Origin of the sequence: Neisseria macacae ATCC 33926, assembly GCF_022749495.1 — a bacterium.
GTDB lineage: Bacteria > Pseudomonadota > Gammaproteobacteria > Burkholderiales > Neisseriaceae > Neisseria > Neisseria macacae.
This window is the reverse complement of record NZ_CP094241.1, coordinates 340,624-355,914: the sequence shown is the minus strand read 5'-3', so window position 1 is coordinate 355,914 and position 15,291 is coordinate 340,624. Positions and strand designations below refer to the sequence as shown.

Genomic DNA, 15,291 nt, shown 5'->3' with positions numbered 1-15,291 from the left:
TTAATTCATTCTTATTCTGCAACCGCTTTTTCAGACGACCTAGAGAGGCCGTCTGAAAACTTCTGTTTAGTAACGTTCCAAATCGATATCCAAGCCCAGTGAGCGAATCTCTTTAACCAATACGTTGAAGGACTCAGGCATACCGGCATCGATTTTATGTTCGCCTTTGACGATGTTCTCGTACATTTTGGTACGGCCTGTTACGTCGTCGGACTTCACGGTCAACATCTCTTGCAGTGTGTAGGCTGCGCCGTATGCTTCCAGTGCCCAAACCTCCATCTCACCGAAACGTTGGCCACCGAACTGAGCTTTACCGCCCAAAGGCTGCTGAGTAACCAGACTGTACGGACCGGTAGAACGCGCGTGCATTTTTTCGTCAACCAAGTGGTGCAGTTTCAGATAGTGCATCACACCTACTGTTACCTTGCGGTCAAACGGTTCGCCAGAGCGTCCGTCATACAGTGTGATTTGGGTTTTGCTGTCGTTAAAGCCCAGTTTTTCGACTTCAGGATCATCGCTCGGATAAGCCAAATTTAGCATTTCGCGGATTTCAGATTCTTTCGCACCGTCAAACACCGGCGATGCGAAAGATGCGCCTTTACGCAGATTGGAAGCAAGTTCGATGATTTCTTCATCAGTCAGGGCATCCAAATCTTCTTTCTTACCGCTGCCGTTGTAGAGTTTGTTCAAGAACTCGCGCAACTCGCTGGCTTTGCGTTGCTCTTTCAGCATACGGTCGATACGCTCGCCGATACCTTTTGCCGCCCAACCCAAGTGAACTTCCAAAATCTGACCGATGTTCATACGGGAAGGTACGCCCAACGGGTTCAGTACGATGTCCACAGGACGACCGTCCGCCATGTAAGGCATGTCTTCTACAGGCAGAATGCGCGATACCACACCTTTATTACCGTGGCGGCCCGCCATTTTGTCACCGGCTTGCAGACGGCGTTTGATGGCGATAAAGACTTTCACCATTTTTTGTACACCAGGCTGCAGTTCGTCACCTTGGGTCAGTTTTTTCTTCTTGATTTCGTACAACTCGTCCGCTTCTTCGCGTTTTTGTTGCAGACTCAATTTAATCAGTTCTAATTGTTTGGCCAAATCTTCATCAGACAAACGGATATCGAACCAATCGTGTTTGCTAGGCAAACCCGCCAGATATTCGGTAGTGATTTCACTGCCTTTAGCCAGCTTCATCGGACCGCCGTTGGCTTTTTGACCGACGATCATGCGCTCAATACGGTCGAATGCATCGTTATCAAAAATACGCAACTGGTCGCCCAAGTCTTGACGGTAACGTTTCAGCTCAGAATCGATAATGGATTGAGCACGTTTGTCGCGTTGGATACCTTCGCGGGTAAAGACTTGAACGTCGATAACCGTACCGCTCATACCGGTAGGCATACGCAAAGAGGTGTCTTTTACGTCGGATGCTTTTTCGCCGAAGATGGCGCGCAACAGTTTTTCTTCCGGAGTCAGTTGGGTTTCGCCTTTAGGCGTTACTTTACCAACCAATACATCGCCTGCTTCCACTTCTGCACCGATGTAAACGATACCGGATTCATCCAAACGGTTTTGCATACGCTCGGACAAGTTCGGAATATCGCGGGTGATATCTTCCGCACCCAGCTTGGTATCGCGGGCAACGACATTCAATTCCTCAATGTGAATCGAAGTATAGCGGTCGTCTGCAGCTACTTTTTCGGAAATCAGAATCGAGTCTTCATAGTTATAACCGTTCCACGGCATGAAGGCGATAGTCATATTTTGACCCAAAGCCAATTCGCCCAAATCGGTAGATGCACCGTCAGCAATCAAATCGCCGCGTTGCAAAACGTCGCCGGCTTTGACGGCAGGACGTTGGTTGATATTGGTAGATTGGTTAGAACGAGTGAATTTAACCAAGTTGTAAATATCGACACCCACTTCACCGGCAGTCGCTTCATCGTCATGAACACGAATCACAACACGGTTGGCATCGACATACTCAACCACACCGCCACGACGGGCAACGATTGCAGTAGCAGAGTCAACAGCAACAGAACGCTCAATACCGGTACCAACCATCGGTTTTTCAGGACGCAGGCACGGTACGGCCTGACGTTGCATGTTGGCACCCATCAATGCACGGTTCGCATCATCGTGCTCCAAGAACGGAATCAGAGATGCCGCTACGGATACCACTTGACCGGTTGCCACGTCCATATATTGCACACGGTCAGGCGTTGCCATAATGGTTTCGCCTTTTTCACGACAAGTTACCAGATCACCAATCAAATTACCGTCTTTGTCCAAATCAGCATTCGCCTGTGCAATCACATAACGACCTTCTTCGATAGCAGACAAGTAATCGATTTCCTCGGTTACTTTGCCGTCGATAACGCGGCGATAAGGAGTTTCCAAGAAACCATAATCATTGGTACGTGCATAAACGGACAATGAGTTAATCAAACCGATGTTCGGACCTTCAGGCGTTTCAATCGGACATACGCGGCCATAGTGAGTCGGATGCACGTCTCGCACCTCGAAACCGGCACGTTCACGGGTCAAACCACCCGGGCCCAACGCAGATACGCGGCGTTTATGGGTTACTTCAGACAAGGGGTTGGTCTGATCCATAAACTGACTCAATTGGCTTGAGCCGAAGAATTCTTTGATGGCGGCAGAAACAGGTTTCGCATTAATCAAATCATGCGGCATTAAGTTTTCTGATTCCGCTTGATTCAGGCGTTCTTTTACGGCACGTTCCACACGAGCCAAACCACTGCGGAATTGGTTTTCAGTTAACTCACCTACCGAACGCACGCGACGGTTACCCAAGTGGTCAATATCGTCCACTTCGCCATGACCGTTACGCAATTCAACCAAAGTAGCAATTGAGGCAACAATATCTTCAACACTCAGGACATAACCGCCTTTTTCGGCAGCCCCTGCAAAAGTTTCATTCAACAAACGGCCATACCAAGACTGCTGTTGTACCTCAGACAATTTCTGTTCATAAGTCCGCGTATTGAATTTCATACGGCCTACGCGAGACAAATCGTAGCTGTCTTCACTGAAGAACAAGCGGTTAAACAGCTGCTCGACTGCTTCCTCGGTAGGCGGTTCGCCTGGGCGCATCATGCGGTAAATCGCAACACGCGCTGCTTGCTGATCAGCAGTCTCATCAGTGCGCAGAGTATTGGAAATATAGCCACCCTGATCCAATTCATTAATGTAAAGCGTAGTAAGCTGTTTTACACCGTGGATATCAAATTTTGCCAACAATTCTTCAGTGATTTCATCGTTGGCTACAGCCAATACTTCACCCGTTTCAGGGTCAATCAAATCCGCGGCCAAAGCTTTGCCAATCAGGCTTTCCGGCTCCACATCCAAACGAGTCAATCCTGCATTGCTAATATCACGGATATTTTTTGCGGTAATGCGTTTACCTTTAGCAACCAATACGTTGCCTTCTTTATCCAAGATATCAACTTTGGCAGTTTCACCTTTCAGACGACCTACAACCAAATCGGTTTGAACACCATTTTCAGACAGATAGAACGTTTCTTTATCGTAGAAAATATCCAAGATCTGTTCATTGTTGTAGCCCAAAGCCTTCAACAAAATCGTAACTGGCATTTTGCGGCGACGGTCGATACGGAAATACAGCAAATCTTTCGGGTCAAATTCGAAATCCAACCACGAACCACGGTAAGGAATGATTCGAGCAGAGAACAACAATTTACCGGAGGAATGAGTTTTACCGCGGTCATGCTCAAAGAACACACCAGGAGAACGGTGCAACTGAGAAACAATCACACGTTCGGTACCGTTAATGACAAACGAACCGCTTGGAGTCATCAATGGGATTTCGCCCATATACACTTCATTTTCACGGACTTCTTTGACTGTCGGTTTAGACGCTTCCTTGTCTAAAATAACCAGTCGGATACGCGCGCGCAGGGGGGCGGCATAAGTGATTCCGCGCAATTGACATTCAGGAATATCGAACAAAGGCTCACCCAACGTGTAATGCACAAACTCCAGACGCGCATAACCATTGTGGCTTACGATAGGGAAAATAGAATTAAATGCAGCCTGCAGACCATCGTCAGTACGCTGATCAAAAGCATTTTCTAATTGCAGAAATTTCGCATAAGAATCAATTTGTGTTGCCAACAAAAAGGGAACGTCCAATACGTTCTCTCGTTTTGCAAAACTCTTACGGATACGTTTTTTCTCGGTAAACGAATAGTTCATATACACTCCGAAAAGCAATTTTAAAGAAAGAGGTCGACTGAAATAACGCCTATTGTTTGTGTTATTTACATTTATTTAAACTTAACTTGCGACTAAATTGCAAATAAATGTAAATAAAAAATTAACCTAATAACGATAAGCAAAATAAGGCTGGCAGAAAACTGCCAGCCTTTACAGGAAGCATCAAATTATTTGATTTCGACTTTAGCGCCAGCTTCTTCCAATTGTTTTTGGATGTCTTCAGCTTCAGCTTTAGAAACACCTTCTTTAAGAGTTTTAGGTGCACCATCAACGATGTCTTTAGCTTCTTTCAGACCCAGACCAGTAATTGCGCGAACTACTTTAATCACGCCAACTTTTTGGTCACCGGCAGAAGCCAATACTACGTCAAATTCAGTTTTTTCTTCAGCCGCGGCAGCGCCAGCACCAGCAGGACCTGCAACTGCAACAGCAGCAGCAGAAACACCGAATTTTTCTTCAAAAGCTTTAACCAAGTCGTTCAATTCCATTACGGTCAAAGAACCAACTGCTTCCAAAATGTCTTCTTTAGTAATAGCCATGCTATTTATACTCCAAATATTGTATTAAAAAATAATTGATCAACAGAAACAAAATTGATTAAGCGGCTTCTTCGCCTGCTTTTTTCTCTGCCAAAGCAGCCAAACCGCGCGCAAAGCCTGATACAGGAGCTTGCATAACGAACAACAGTTTGGACAACAGCTCTTCGCGGCTCGGAATAGAAGCCAACTCAGCAACCTGAGCAGCATTCATCACTTCACCATTGTAAGAACCGGCTTTAACTACAATCTTGTCATCTTTTTTCGCGAATTGGTGCAACACTTTAGCAGCAGCAACAGCATCTTCAGAAGCAGCATAAACCAACGGACCAACCATTTGATCAGCCAAAGCTGCGAATGAAGTACCCTCTACTGCACGACGAGCCAATGTATTTTTCAGAACGCGCAAGTAAACGCCTTCTTTACGCGCGTTAGCGCGAAGCTCAGTCATACTGGAAACACTGATACCGCGATATTCAGCAACCACGAGAGTCTGAGCGTTAGTAATTGCTGCGCTGATTTCCTCTACGGCTACTTTCTTGGTTTCAATATTGAGACTCAAGGTCTACCTCCCACTGTTTATAAACAGGATATCGGAATGATATCCCACCAGCGCGGTAACCTAAAAAGACATCTTACAAGCAATCTTGCAATGTGTTTCAGGACTACCGTCTGCGTAGGGCAGTTACGATTAAATCTTGCGATCCCTACGGTCTTGGACATCTACTTAATTCTAAGTAGCCCAAATTCAAGCAACTCAAAAATAGAGTTGCTTGAAAATTTCTTAGATTAGTTATTCACGCTTGATGTATCAACGCGAACACCTAAACCCATAGTGCTGGATACAGCAACTTTTTTCAGGTACTGACCTTTAGCAGCAGCAGGTTTAGCTTTAACGATAGCATCCAGCAACGCATCAAAGTTTTCTTTCAAATCGGCTTCAGCGAACGAAGCACGACCGATAGTTGCATGAACGATACCAGCTTTGTCTGTACGATATTGTACCTGACCAGCTTTTGCATTTTTAACTGCTTCAGCCACATTAGGAGTAACAGTACCCACTTTAGGGTTTGGCATCAAGCCACGTGGACCCAAGATGGTACCCAACTGACCAACGATGCGCATTGCATCAGGAGAAGCAATAACAACGTCAAAGTTCAGATTACCTGCTTTGATTTCAGCAGCCAAATCTTCAAAGCCGACAACATCAGCACCAGCTTCTTTAGCTGCATCAGCATTTGCACCTTGAGTGAATACTGCTACGCGGGTTGTTTTACCGGTACCTTTAGGCAGAACAACTGAACCACGGATAACTTGGTCAGATTTACGCGGATCAACACCCAAGTTGAAAGATACGTCAACAGACTCGTCAAATTTAGCAGTCGCTGCTTTTTTTACCAAAGCAATTGCTTCATCAATTGCATATAATTTATTAGCTTCAACAGAAGAGCGCAAAGCTTTCAAGCGTTTAGATACTTTAGCCATTATACAACACCCTCCACATCTAAACCCATTGAACGAGCAGAACCAGCAATAGTGCGAACAGCGGCATCCAAATCAGCAGCAGTCAAATCAGGTTCTTTAGTTTTAGCAATTTCTTCCAACTGAGCACGGGTCAATTTACCCACTTTGTTTGTCAGAGGATTAGAACTACCTTTTTGCAAACCGGCGGCTTTTTTCAACAGAATAGAGGCCGGAGGAGTTTTCATCACAAAAGTGAATGACTTATCCGCAAATGCAGTAATCACAACTGGAATCGGCAAACCAGGCTCCATGCCTTGAGTTGCAGCATTAAATGCTTTACAGAATTCCATAATATTCAGACCACGTTGACCCAAAGCAGGACCAACTGGGGGAGATGGATTGGCTTTACCTGCAGGAATTTGCAGTTTGATATAGCCGATAATTTTCTTTGCCACTTATAGGACTCCTAAAAACGGGTATAGCGCGGAACCATTTCCGCTTCCCAAAAAAGAATTCAGCATTATATTTACTTAGAGATTTTTTTTCAAGGGATTTAAAAACTTAAATCTTTTCTACTTGACCAAACTCCAGCTCAACCGGGGTTTCACGACCAAAAATCTGAACTGAAACCCTCAATTTATTACGCTCATAATTCACTTCATCTACAATACCGTTGAAGTCAGCAAAAGGTCCTTCGTTTACACGAACTTGCTGCCCCACTTCAAATTCAACTTTAGGTTTAGGCTTCTCAACTCCAGAACGAACCTGTTGCAAGATTGCATCAGCTTCTCTTTGAGAAATCGGAGTAGGCTTATTTGCCGTACCACCAATAAAGCCTGAAACTCGAGGGGTACTTTTCACCAAATGCCATGAGTCATCGGTCATTTCCATCTCGACCAAAACATAGCCCGGATAGAACTTACGCTCGCTAATGGTTTTGCGACCATTTTTAATATCGACCACTTCTTCAACCGGAACAAGAATCTGACCGAAATAACCTTCCATGCCTTCGCGAGCGATACGCTCTTTTAGGGTCTTCTGGACATTTTTCTCAAAGCCGGAATAAGCCTGCACAACATACCAACGTTTTGACATTTTTACCCCCTCTTCAACAACACATCAAAAAACAGCCAGGAAATAGCACTGTCTGCCGCGTAAATAAATACTGCCAAGATTGCAACAAATATAACAACGAAGATCGTCATCTTAACTGCATCATCTCGCGTAGGCCAAACAACTTTTTTAAACTCAGACCATGAGTTTTTAAAATAGGAAAGCAGCCCTTCTCGCTTAGGCGGCGTAGAATGATTGCCGGATGTTACAAGCTGACCCGACTTTTCTGCTTTATGTTCAGATGTATGTTCAGTCATCTTTACTCACTCACCACAGCATCAAAGTCGCACTATCTCACTCATGCAATGGTTTAAATTAATTACTAAAAAAGAAATGCAAAAAAATTAACCGGCACAGGGCCGGTTAATTTTTTATTTGGCAGGCCAAGAGGGTCTCGAACCCCCAACCCTCGGTTTTGGAGACCGATACTCTACCAATTGAGCTATTGGCCTCTAAACTTAAGCGATGATAGAAGAAACCACACCTGCACCTACGGTACGGCCACCTTCGCGAATCGCAAAGCGCAAACCTTCTTCCATAGCGATAGGCGCAATCAGTTCTACAGTGATGGCTACGTTCTCACCAGGCATAACCATTTCTACACCTTCTTCCAAAGTAACCGCGCCGGTTACGTCGGTAGTACGGAAGTAGAATTGAGGACGATAGTTGGCGAAGAACGGAGTATGACGGCCACCCTCTTCTTTGCTCAATACGTACACTTCCGCTTTGAATTTGGTGTGCGGAGTGATGGTACCCGGTTTAGCCAATACTTGACCGCGTTCCACTTCTTCGCGTTTGGTACCGCGCAGCAATACGCCTACGTTGTCACCTGCTTGACCTTCGTCCAGCAGTTTGCGGAACATCTCAACACCGGTACAAGTGGTTTTTTGGGTTTCTTTCAGACCTACGATTTCGATCTCGTCACCAACGTGGATAACACCGCGCTCTACACGGCCGGTTACTACGGTACCACGACCGGAGATGGAGAATACGTCTTCGATAGGCAACAGGAACGGTTTGTCCACTGCACGCTCGGGAGTCGGGATGTAGCTGTCCAATGCGGCAGCCAGTTCGAAGATTTTTTCTTCGTAAGCGGCGTCGCCTTCCAAGGCTTTCAGTGCAGAACCTTGTACGATCGGGCAGTCGTCGCCCGGGAAGTCGTAGCTTGACAGCAAGTCACGGATTTCCATTTCAACCAGTTCCAACAGCTCGGCATCGTCAACCATGTCGCATTTGTTCATGAACACGATGATGTAAGGTACGCCTACTTGACGGGCCAACAGGATGTGTTCGCGGGTTTGCGGCATAGGACCGTCGGCAGCGGAACATACCAAGATTGCGCCGTCCATTTGTGCGGCACCGGTAATCATGTTTTTAACGTAGTCGGCGTGACCCGGGCAGTCTACGTGTGCGTAGTGGCGGGTTTCGGTTTCATATTCTACGTGTGAGGTATTAATGGTAATACCGCGGGCTTTTTCTTCGGGAGCGTTGTCGATTTGGTCGTAAGCTTTTGCAGCACCACCGAATTTTTTAGCCAAAATAGTAGTCAAAGCAGCAGTCAGAGTGGTTTTACCATGGTCAACGTGACCGATGGTGCCAACGTTTACGTGCGGTTTGCTACGTTCAAATTTTTCCTTTGCCATGGCAAATTTCCTATCTTTAAAATACTGAGAAAATGGTATTTGGTGCCCATGGGCAGATTTGAACTGCCGGCCTCTCCCTTACCAAGGGAGTGCTCTACCCCTGAGCTACATGGGCCAATAGACTATTGGAGCGGGTGAAGGGAATCGAACCCTCACCGTAAGCTTGGAAGGCTTCTGCTCTACCATTGAGCTACACCCGCAGACTTACTGCATCAATGCTCCAACACATTGGAATTTGGTGGTGGGAGAAGGATTCGAACCTTCGAAGCTCTCGCAACAGATTTACAGTCTGCCCCCTTTGACCGCTCGGGAATCCCACCAAAAGAGAACGCAAGTTTATTCGTGACTCAGATTTTCGTCAAGTTCTTTTTTAATTTTGTTTTCTTAAAATCACTCAATTTATTGCTTTAAAAAAGAATTTATTTGAACTGAATGATTTTTTCGTATTTTGCCATCAGCTCTTCGTGCGTTTCCGGATGCTCTTCATCAATCAGGATGCAGTCCACGGGGCATACCTGCTGACATTGCGGCTCATCGTAATGGCCTACGCACTGCGTACACAAATTAGGGTTGATTTCGTAAATTTCCTCGCCTTGCGAGATGGCGTCATTGGGGCACTCCGGCTCGCAAACGTCACAGTTAATGCACTCATCTGTAATAAAGAGCGACATTTCTTTTCCTTTTTCATTTAAATTATCAAAACCGATTGGGCGCGGATTATAGCACAAACGCGTCAAAAACAATCCGTTTAGGCGAATGTTTACACCCTGGTAATGATTCTCAAATCTCTTACTATTCAGCTACTTGGACAAACTGCAAGAGCACAAAACCGCTCTTACCCGCCCGTCCTTCGCGATAAGGCTCCAGCCACTCGGGGAAATCGGGCAGCTCCCCTGCTTCAATATAGACCATTGCCCCGTTTTTCAAGCTGTTTTTCAAAGAAGCAAACAAATTTTCCCAATCCCGCCACGCAAACGGCGGATCCAAAAAGACCACATCAAACTTTTCAGACGACCTCTGCAGATACGCAAGGCCATCGGTATTGAGGATTTCCAGTTTATCCAAACCCAATGCTCTGGCGTTTTGCCGCAGCATATCGGCAGTTTTGCGATTATTATCTGCCAGCACCACCCTCTTCGCGTTACGGGACGCGGCCTCAAATCCCAACGCGCCGCTTCCGGCAAACAAATCCAACGTATTCAGACCGGTCAAATCCTGACCCAGCCAATTAAAAAGTTTTTCGCGGACACTGTCAGGCGTTGGACGCAGACCGTCCGCATCTGCAAAAACCAGTTTCCGTCCCCTGCATTGCCCGCCGATGATACGGACTTGATTTGAATGTTTGCTGTGTTTACTCATAATTAAAACGGATCGTCCGACAGTTTCAGACGACCTCTAAAGAATGACAAAGCAGCGATTATACAGCAGCGTTTTTTTCATTTAAGGCCGCATGAAAACAAATCTACCCATCGCAAAAATTTATTTTTTATGATGGTAAACTTACAAAATTTTATAAATTATAAAATATTTTCTCAAATAAAAAGGTCGCTTACGTTCGCCATTAGAACTTTCCCACCGTTTTTTCAGTCTATTAACCATAATACTTAATGAAAATATGGATGGCTGACAATGCCGCTTTGGAAAATTTTTTTGGGTGTTTATATCGGCGGCGTGATTGCCTTCACCGCCCACGCCCATTTCTTTGACGAATATTACCGCCACTTGGGATTGATTCCGAACTTGGGGCGCGGTCTGCTTTGGTTCGTCTTTTGCCTGCCCTTGATCGGCAAAACCGTTGCTTTGATAGTCAGCTTGTTCTTTCTTGCCACGTTGGTTTTTGCAAGGCGTTAAATCCCTTCTTAATGAAACTGAAAAGGTCGTCTGAAATTTTTTCAGACGACCTTTTCTCTTTAAACCAACCTAATCTCACTCTTTCGGTGCAGGCGGTTCAATCTGTTCTTTCCAGCCGCATTCTTTTTGCGGGCAGACTTTCTCTACGCCCCAGCGTTTGGTGGTTTTGATGGTTAAAACCGGCCAATGGCAGTTCGGGCATTCTTCGGCGACGGGCGGGTTCCAAGTGGCGTAGTTGCAGTCGGGATAGGTGCTGCAACTGTAAAACAGTTTGCCGTAGCGGGATTTGCGCTCGACGAGGTTGCCTTTTTTGCATTGCGGGCATTGGACGCCGGTGTCTTTCGGTTTTTCCAGCGGCTCGACGTGTTTGCATTTAGGGTAGTTGGCGCAACCAATGAATTTGCTGCCAGTACGGCTGTATTTGTACACTAGGCGACCGCCGCATTTAGGGCATTCGCGCCCATCGAGTTCCGCTTGCTCGGCTTCGGCTTTGGCGATGCGCTCGGCGGCTTCTTCGGCGGTTTCGTTAACGTTGCGGGTGTAGCTGCACTCGGGATAGCCGGCGCAGGCGACGAAACGGCCCATTTTGCCGAACTTGATTTGCAGTTTGTGTTCGCCGCATTTGGGGCAGGTTTCGTCGAGTTCCTGCGTGGTGAATTTGGCGCGTTCGATACCTTCTTTTTCTTCCACTTGTTTGATGAACGGTTTCCAGAATTTGTCCATCACGGGAATCCAGCGGCGTTTGCCGTCGGCGATTTCGTCGAGCTGGTCTTCAAGTTTCGCGGTGAAGTGGTAGTCGACGTATTGGGCGAAGTGTTCGGTCAGAAATTTGTTGACGATGTCGCCTGTGTCGGTGGGCATGAAGCGTTTTTGCTCAAGGGTAACGTATTCGCGGTCTTTGAGCGTGGAGATGATGCTGGCGTAAGTCGAGGGGCGGCCGATGCCGTATTCTTCGAGGGCTTTAACCAGCGTGGCTTCGTTGTAGCGCGGCGGCGGGGTGGTAAAGTGTTGCTCGCCGTAGAGTTTGTCCACAGGCAATTTATCGCCTTCGCTCATTTCGGGCAGTTTTTTGCTGTCTTCGCCTTCTTCATCGTCGCTGCTTTCTTCGTAAACGCTGAGGAAGCCTGCGAAGGTTTGCACTTGTCCGGTGACGCGGAATACGCCTTTGCCGACGGTAATATCGACGGTGGTTTGGTCGAATTTGGCTGGCGTCATCTGACAGGCGACGGTGCGCTGCCAAATCATTTGATAGAGTTTGAACTGGTCTGCACTCAGGAAGGGTTTGACGCTTTCGGGCGTGCGGTACACGGAAGTCGGACGGATGGCTTCGTGCGCTTCTTGGGCATTTTTGGATTTGGTTTTGTATTGTTTGGCGGCACTCGGCAGATATTCTTTGCCGATTTTGTTTTCGATGTAATGGCGGATTTCGGTTAACGCTTCATCGGCCAAATTCACGCTGTCGGTACGCATATAGGTAATCAGACCGATGGCGCCCTGCCCTACGTCTATACCTTCGTAAAGCTGCTGGGCGGTACGCATGGTGCGGTCGGTGGTGAAGCCGAGTTTGCGCACGGCATCCTGCTGCATGGTAGAAGTGGTGAACGGCGCGGCGGGATTGCGGCTGCGCTTTTTCTTTTCGATGGCGGTAACGACGGCTTCTTTGCCTTCAAGTTCTTTCAATACGTCGGCTTGCGCGGCTTCGTTCGGCAGGTCGAATTGTTCGAGTTTCGCGCCGTTGTATTGGGCGAGTTTGGCGGTGAACTTGCTGCGGCCTTTGTGGCTGTCGAGATGTACCGTCCAATATTCCTGTGCTTCAAACGCGCGGATTTCGTTTTCGCGTTCGCAAATCAAACGCAGGGCGGGACTTTGCACACGGCCCGCGCTCAAACCGCGGCGGATTTTTTTCCACAACAATGGCGAGAGGTTGAAACCGACCAGATAGTCCAAAGCGCGGCGGGCTTGTTGCGCATCAACCAAGTCCATTTCGATTTCGCGCGGGTTGGCGACGGCGTCGAGCACGGCATTTTTGGTGATTTCGTGGAACACGACACGCTGCGGCTTGATGTTTTTCAGGCCGCGTTTGGATTTGAGGATTTCAAAAAGATGCCAGGAAATCGCTTCGCCTTCCCTATCCGGGTCGGTTGCGAGGTAGATGTTTTCGGCTTCTTTGGCTCCGGCGACAATCGCATCGACGTGTTTGGCGTTGCGTTTGATCAGCTCGTATTTCATGGCGAAGTCGTGTTCGGGATCGACGGCACCGTTTTTGGGGACGAGGTCGCGGACGTGGCCGTAGGAGGCCAGAATTTCGAAATCGCCGCCAAGGTATTTTTTCAGGGTTTTGGCTTTGGACGGTGATTCGACGATTAAGAGGTTTTTCGCCATTGTTTGTTCTCTTTTAATGTATTGGATGATGCGTTTCAGACGACCTTTCTGAACAAGCTGCGTCAAAAGGTCGTCTGAAAAGGTTTAATGCATGGTCGCTTTGCCGTTGAGCGCGCCCATCAGGTCGTCGCCGATTAAGACGGGCAATTCGCTTTTGTGCGCCCACAACAAGAGCAACACCAGCACTTTCGCCGTATCGAGCGTGATTTCTTCGGGCGGGATGTGCATCAGGGCGTGGATGACGATTTCGCGCTGCTCGTAAGTGATGGCGCGTTCGGCAACCAGATACTGCATCAGCCCCATGACTTCCTGTGGCAGGTTTTCCACTTCTTCGTTGCAATACACGCGCAGGGCATGGCTATCGAACGGCGCGGCGGCGAATTCGGACGTGTTGAACAACACTTCCATCATCATCAGCGTATTGCCGATTTCCGTTACGTCAAAACCCGCATCTTCCAACAGGCGGCCCAAATCCTCCGGCGGCGGGCAATTGTCGAAATCTTGGAAGTGTTCGATGAGATAGGCGATGACTTCTGTCATGCTGGTTCCTTAATGAATGAATCGAATTATGCTTTTATGCGCTGATAGCGTCCGCCCGGCAAGGCGGCGACGATGCCGTCGAGTTCGTATTCCAGCAGTCGGGCGTAAACGTCTGCCGCCGCCCATGCAGTTTGCTGCGCCAATATATCGGGATGAACGGGGTCGTAACCCATGGCGTCCAGCAGCCCGTCTTCCGCTGTCGGCGCGGCAACCGTATTGGCTTGCGCCGGCTGTTTTCGGACATGAAGGTCGTCTGAAAACGGCAAAACAGGTTCAGACGACGTCTCTCTGACGGCAGTGCGTTTTTCCGTTTTTTTGTTTTTCTTATTTATAGAATATGATGGAACTGCCGCATTTTGCAATAGCCCCGGACATTCGTGAAGGATGTCGTCCAAACATTCCACCAATTTCGCGCCGTCTTTAATCAGCTTATGACAGCCTTTGCTGTGCGGATTGTCTATCGAACCGGGCACCGCCATCACCTCCCGTCCCATCTCCGCCGCCAGCTTGGCGGTAATCAGCGAACCGGATTCCAACGCGGCTTCAACCACCAGCGTAACCTGCGACAACGCGGCAATCAGGCGGTTGCGGCGCGGAAAGTTGCCCGCAAACGGCCGCGTATCCAAAGGAAACTCGCTGACAATCAATCCTTTTTCGGCGATTTCATAGGCAAGGTTTTTATTGGACGGCGGGTAAATGCGGTCTATGCCCGTCCCCCATACGGCGATGGTGCCGCCGCCCGCCTGCAACGCGCCTTGATGGGCGGCGGTGTCGATACCTGAAGCCATACCCGACACGACGGGAATATCCTTTTCGCTCAACGCTCTGCCGAAATCTTTGGCAATCCGCATCGCCTGCGGCGTGGCATGGCGGCTGCCGACAATGGCGGCGGAAGGTTTGTGCAGCAGTTGCACATTACCGCGCAAAAACAAAACCGGCGGCGCGGTAATGCCCTGCGTCAGCATTTCGGGAAAATCATCATCTTGCAGCAGCAACAAACGGCAGCCGTCCTGCTTTTCCCATTGCAATGCCGCTTCCGCAGCTTTTTGCGCCAACGCCCGTTTTTCGCCGTTGCGCCAAGATTCGGCTGCCTGCTTGTGGCGCACTATCGTGGCAATTTGCTCCACAGGAGCATCCAGCGCGGCTTTCGCGCTGCCGAAACGTTGCAGCAGGAGCAAGAAGCCCTCCGCGCCGACATAAGGCGTAAACGCCAGTTGCAGCCAGGCAAGGCGGTCGTTTTCCGTCATCAATTGTGTCCCCTTGTTGTTTTCAGACGACCTTTGTTCGGGAGGTCGTCTGAAAACGGATAAATGTCAGTATTTAACGATAAAGCCGACGAACTTTAAACCGATACGGCGTTCCCGCGCCTGATTCCGGTTTCGTACCTGTTCACCGTCATGCGGATGCTGCCAAACAGCCGGCAGCCCGTTAGTAACTTTTGTAATATTTTTATATTCTACACGATACGGCAAGAAAATCTGTCATTTGAATGGTTG

13 protein-coding genes, 4 tRNA genes and 2 pseudogenes are annotated in these 15,291 nt (G+C 48.1%); 1 reads left to right on the top strand and 18 read right to left on the bottom strand.

The genetic code is table 11. The features are described 5' to 3' along the window. Positions 1–66: 66 nt before the first annotated feature. The 14 genes from rpoB to rsmD all read right to left on the bottom strand — a co-directional run bounded on the left by rpoB (position 67) and on the right by rsmD (position 10,381). Positions 67–4,245 (bottom strand): DNA-directed RNA polymerase subunit beta, encoded by a 4,179-nt coding sequence (gene rpoB / locus MON40_RS01740; RefSeq protein WP_003779773.1) that lies wholly within the window; start codon positions 4,243–4,245, stop codon positions 67–69. Positions 4,246–4,433: 188 nt separating this feature from the next. Further along, positions 4,434–4,805, bottom strand: a complete 372-nt coding sequence (gene rplL, locus MON40_RS01735; protein ID WP_003677916.1) for a 50S ribosomal protein L7/L12 — start codon at positions 4,803–4,805, stop codon at positions 4,434–4,436. Positions 4,806–4,863: 58 nt separating this feature from the next. Continuing rightward, on the bottom strand, positions 4,864–5,364 hold the full coding sequence (gene rplJ, locus MON40_RS01730) for a 50S ribosomal protein L10 (RefSeq protein ID WP_003779772.1): 501 nt from the start codon (positions 5,362–5,364) through the stop codon (positions 4,864–4,866). A 227-nt stretch (positions 5,365–5,591) separates the two neighbouring features. Continuing rightward, positions 5,592–6,287, bottom strand: a complete 696-nt coding sequence (gene rplA / locus MON40_RS01725; RefSeq protein WP_003742647.1) for a 50S ribosomal protein L1 — start codon at positions 6,285–6,287, stop codon at positions 5,592–5,594. Continuing rightward, a complete protein-coding gene (rplK, locus tag MON40_RS01720) occupies positions 6,287–6,721 on the bottom strand; it encodes a 50S ribosomal protein L11 (protein WP_002220151.1) in 435 nt (144 codons plus the stop codon). The genes rplA and rplK overlap by 1 nt, the downstream gene beginning before the upstream one ends. Positions 6,722–6,827: 106 nt before the next feature. After that, positions 6,828–7,361: a transcription termination/antitermination protein NusG gene (nusG, locus tag MON40_RS01715; RefSeq protein WP_003760509.1), complete on the bottom strand. Its 534-nt coding sequence runs from the start codon at positions 7,359–7,361 to the stop codon at positions 6,828–6,830. 2 nt (positions 7,362–7,363) lie between these two features. Continuing rightward, the gene (gene secE, locus MON40_RS01710; protein ID WP_003779769.1) at positions 7,364–7,636 is read right to left on the bottom strand and encodes a preprotein translocase subunit SecE; all 273 of its coding nucleotides are present in this window, start codon (positions 7,634–7,636) and stop codon (positions 7,364–7,366) included. Between the two features lie 119 nt (positions 7,637–7,755). Beyond that, positions 7,756–7,831, bottom strand: a tRNA-Trp gene (locus MON40_RS01705). A gap of 6 nt (positions 7,832–7,837) precedes the next feature. Then, positions 7,838–9,022 (bottom strand): elongation factor Tu, encoded by a 1,185-nt coding sequence (gene tuf / locus MON40_RS01700; RefSeq protein ID WP_003742643.1) that lies wholly within the window; start codon positions 9,020–9,022, stop codon positions 7,838–7,840. Between the two features lie 40 nt (positions 9,023–9,062). After that, positions 9,063–9,137, bottom strand: a tRNA-Thr gene (locus tag MON40_RS01695). Between the two features lie 11 nt (positions 9,138–9,148). Next, positions 9,149–9,222: transfer RNA gene (locus MON40_RS01690), tRNA-Gly, on the bottom strand. Between the two features lie 36 nt (positions 9,223–9,258). Further along, positions 9,259–9,342, bottom strand: a tRNA-Tyr gene (locus MON40_RS01685). Between the two features lie 99 nt (positions 9,343–9,441). Next, the gene (locus MON40_RS01680; RefSeq protein WP_003679513.1) at positions 9,442–9,693 is read right to left on the bottom strand and encodes a YfhL family 4Fe-4S dicluster ferredoxin; all 252 of its coding nucleotides are present in this window, start codon (positions 9,691–9,693) and stop codon (positions 9,442–9,444) included. A 121-nt stretch (positions 9,694–9,814) separates the two neighbouring features. Further along, positions 9,815–10,381 (bottom strand): 16S rRNA (guanine(966)-N(2))-methyltransferase RsmD, encoded by a 567-nt coding sequence (rsmD, locus tag MON40_RS01675; RefSeq protein WP_003779766.1) that lies wholly within the window; start codon positions 10,379–10,381, stop codon positions 9,815–9,817. A 270-nt stretch (positions 10,382–10,651) separates the two neighbouring features. Here rsmD and MON40_RS01670 point away from each other — a divergent pair, with 270 nt between their 5' ends. Next, positions 10,652–10,873, top strand: coding sequence for a hypothetical protein (locus MON40_RS01670; protein ID WP_003760517.1), 222 nt, complete (start codon positions 10,652–10,654; stop codon positions 10,871–10,873). Positions 10,874–10,948: 75 nt separating this feature from the next. On the opposite strand, the gene topA is transcribed toward MON40_RS01670, so the two are convergent. The 4 genes and pseudogenes from topA to dprA all read right to left on the bottom strand — a co-directional run. Further along, positions 10,949–13,255, bottom strand: a complete 2,307-nt coding sequence (topA, locus tag MON40_RS01665; protein WP_009312695.1) for a type I DNA topoisomerase — start codon at positions 13,253–13,255, stop codon at positions 10,949–10,951. Positions 13,256–13,339: 84 nt separating this feature from the next. After that, entirely contained in the window at positions 13,340–13,795 is a 456-nt protein-coding gene (locus MON40_RS01660) for a Smg family protein (RefSeq protein ID WP_003742632.1), read from the bottom strand. Between the two features lie 26 nt (positions 13,796–13,821). Then, a pseudogene (locus tag MON40_RS13450) lies at positions 13,822–13,977 on the bottom strand (DprA-like winged helix domain-containing protein); the annotation flags it as partial. A 134-nt stretch (positions 13,978–14,111) separates the two neighbouring features. Continuing rightward, positions 14,112–15,042: pseudogene (gene dprA, locus MON40_RS01655) on the bottom strand (DNA-processing protein DprA); the annotation flags it as partial. Between the last annotated feature and the right edge of the window lie 249 nt (positions 15,043–15,291).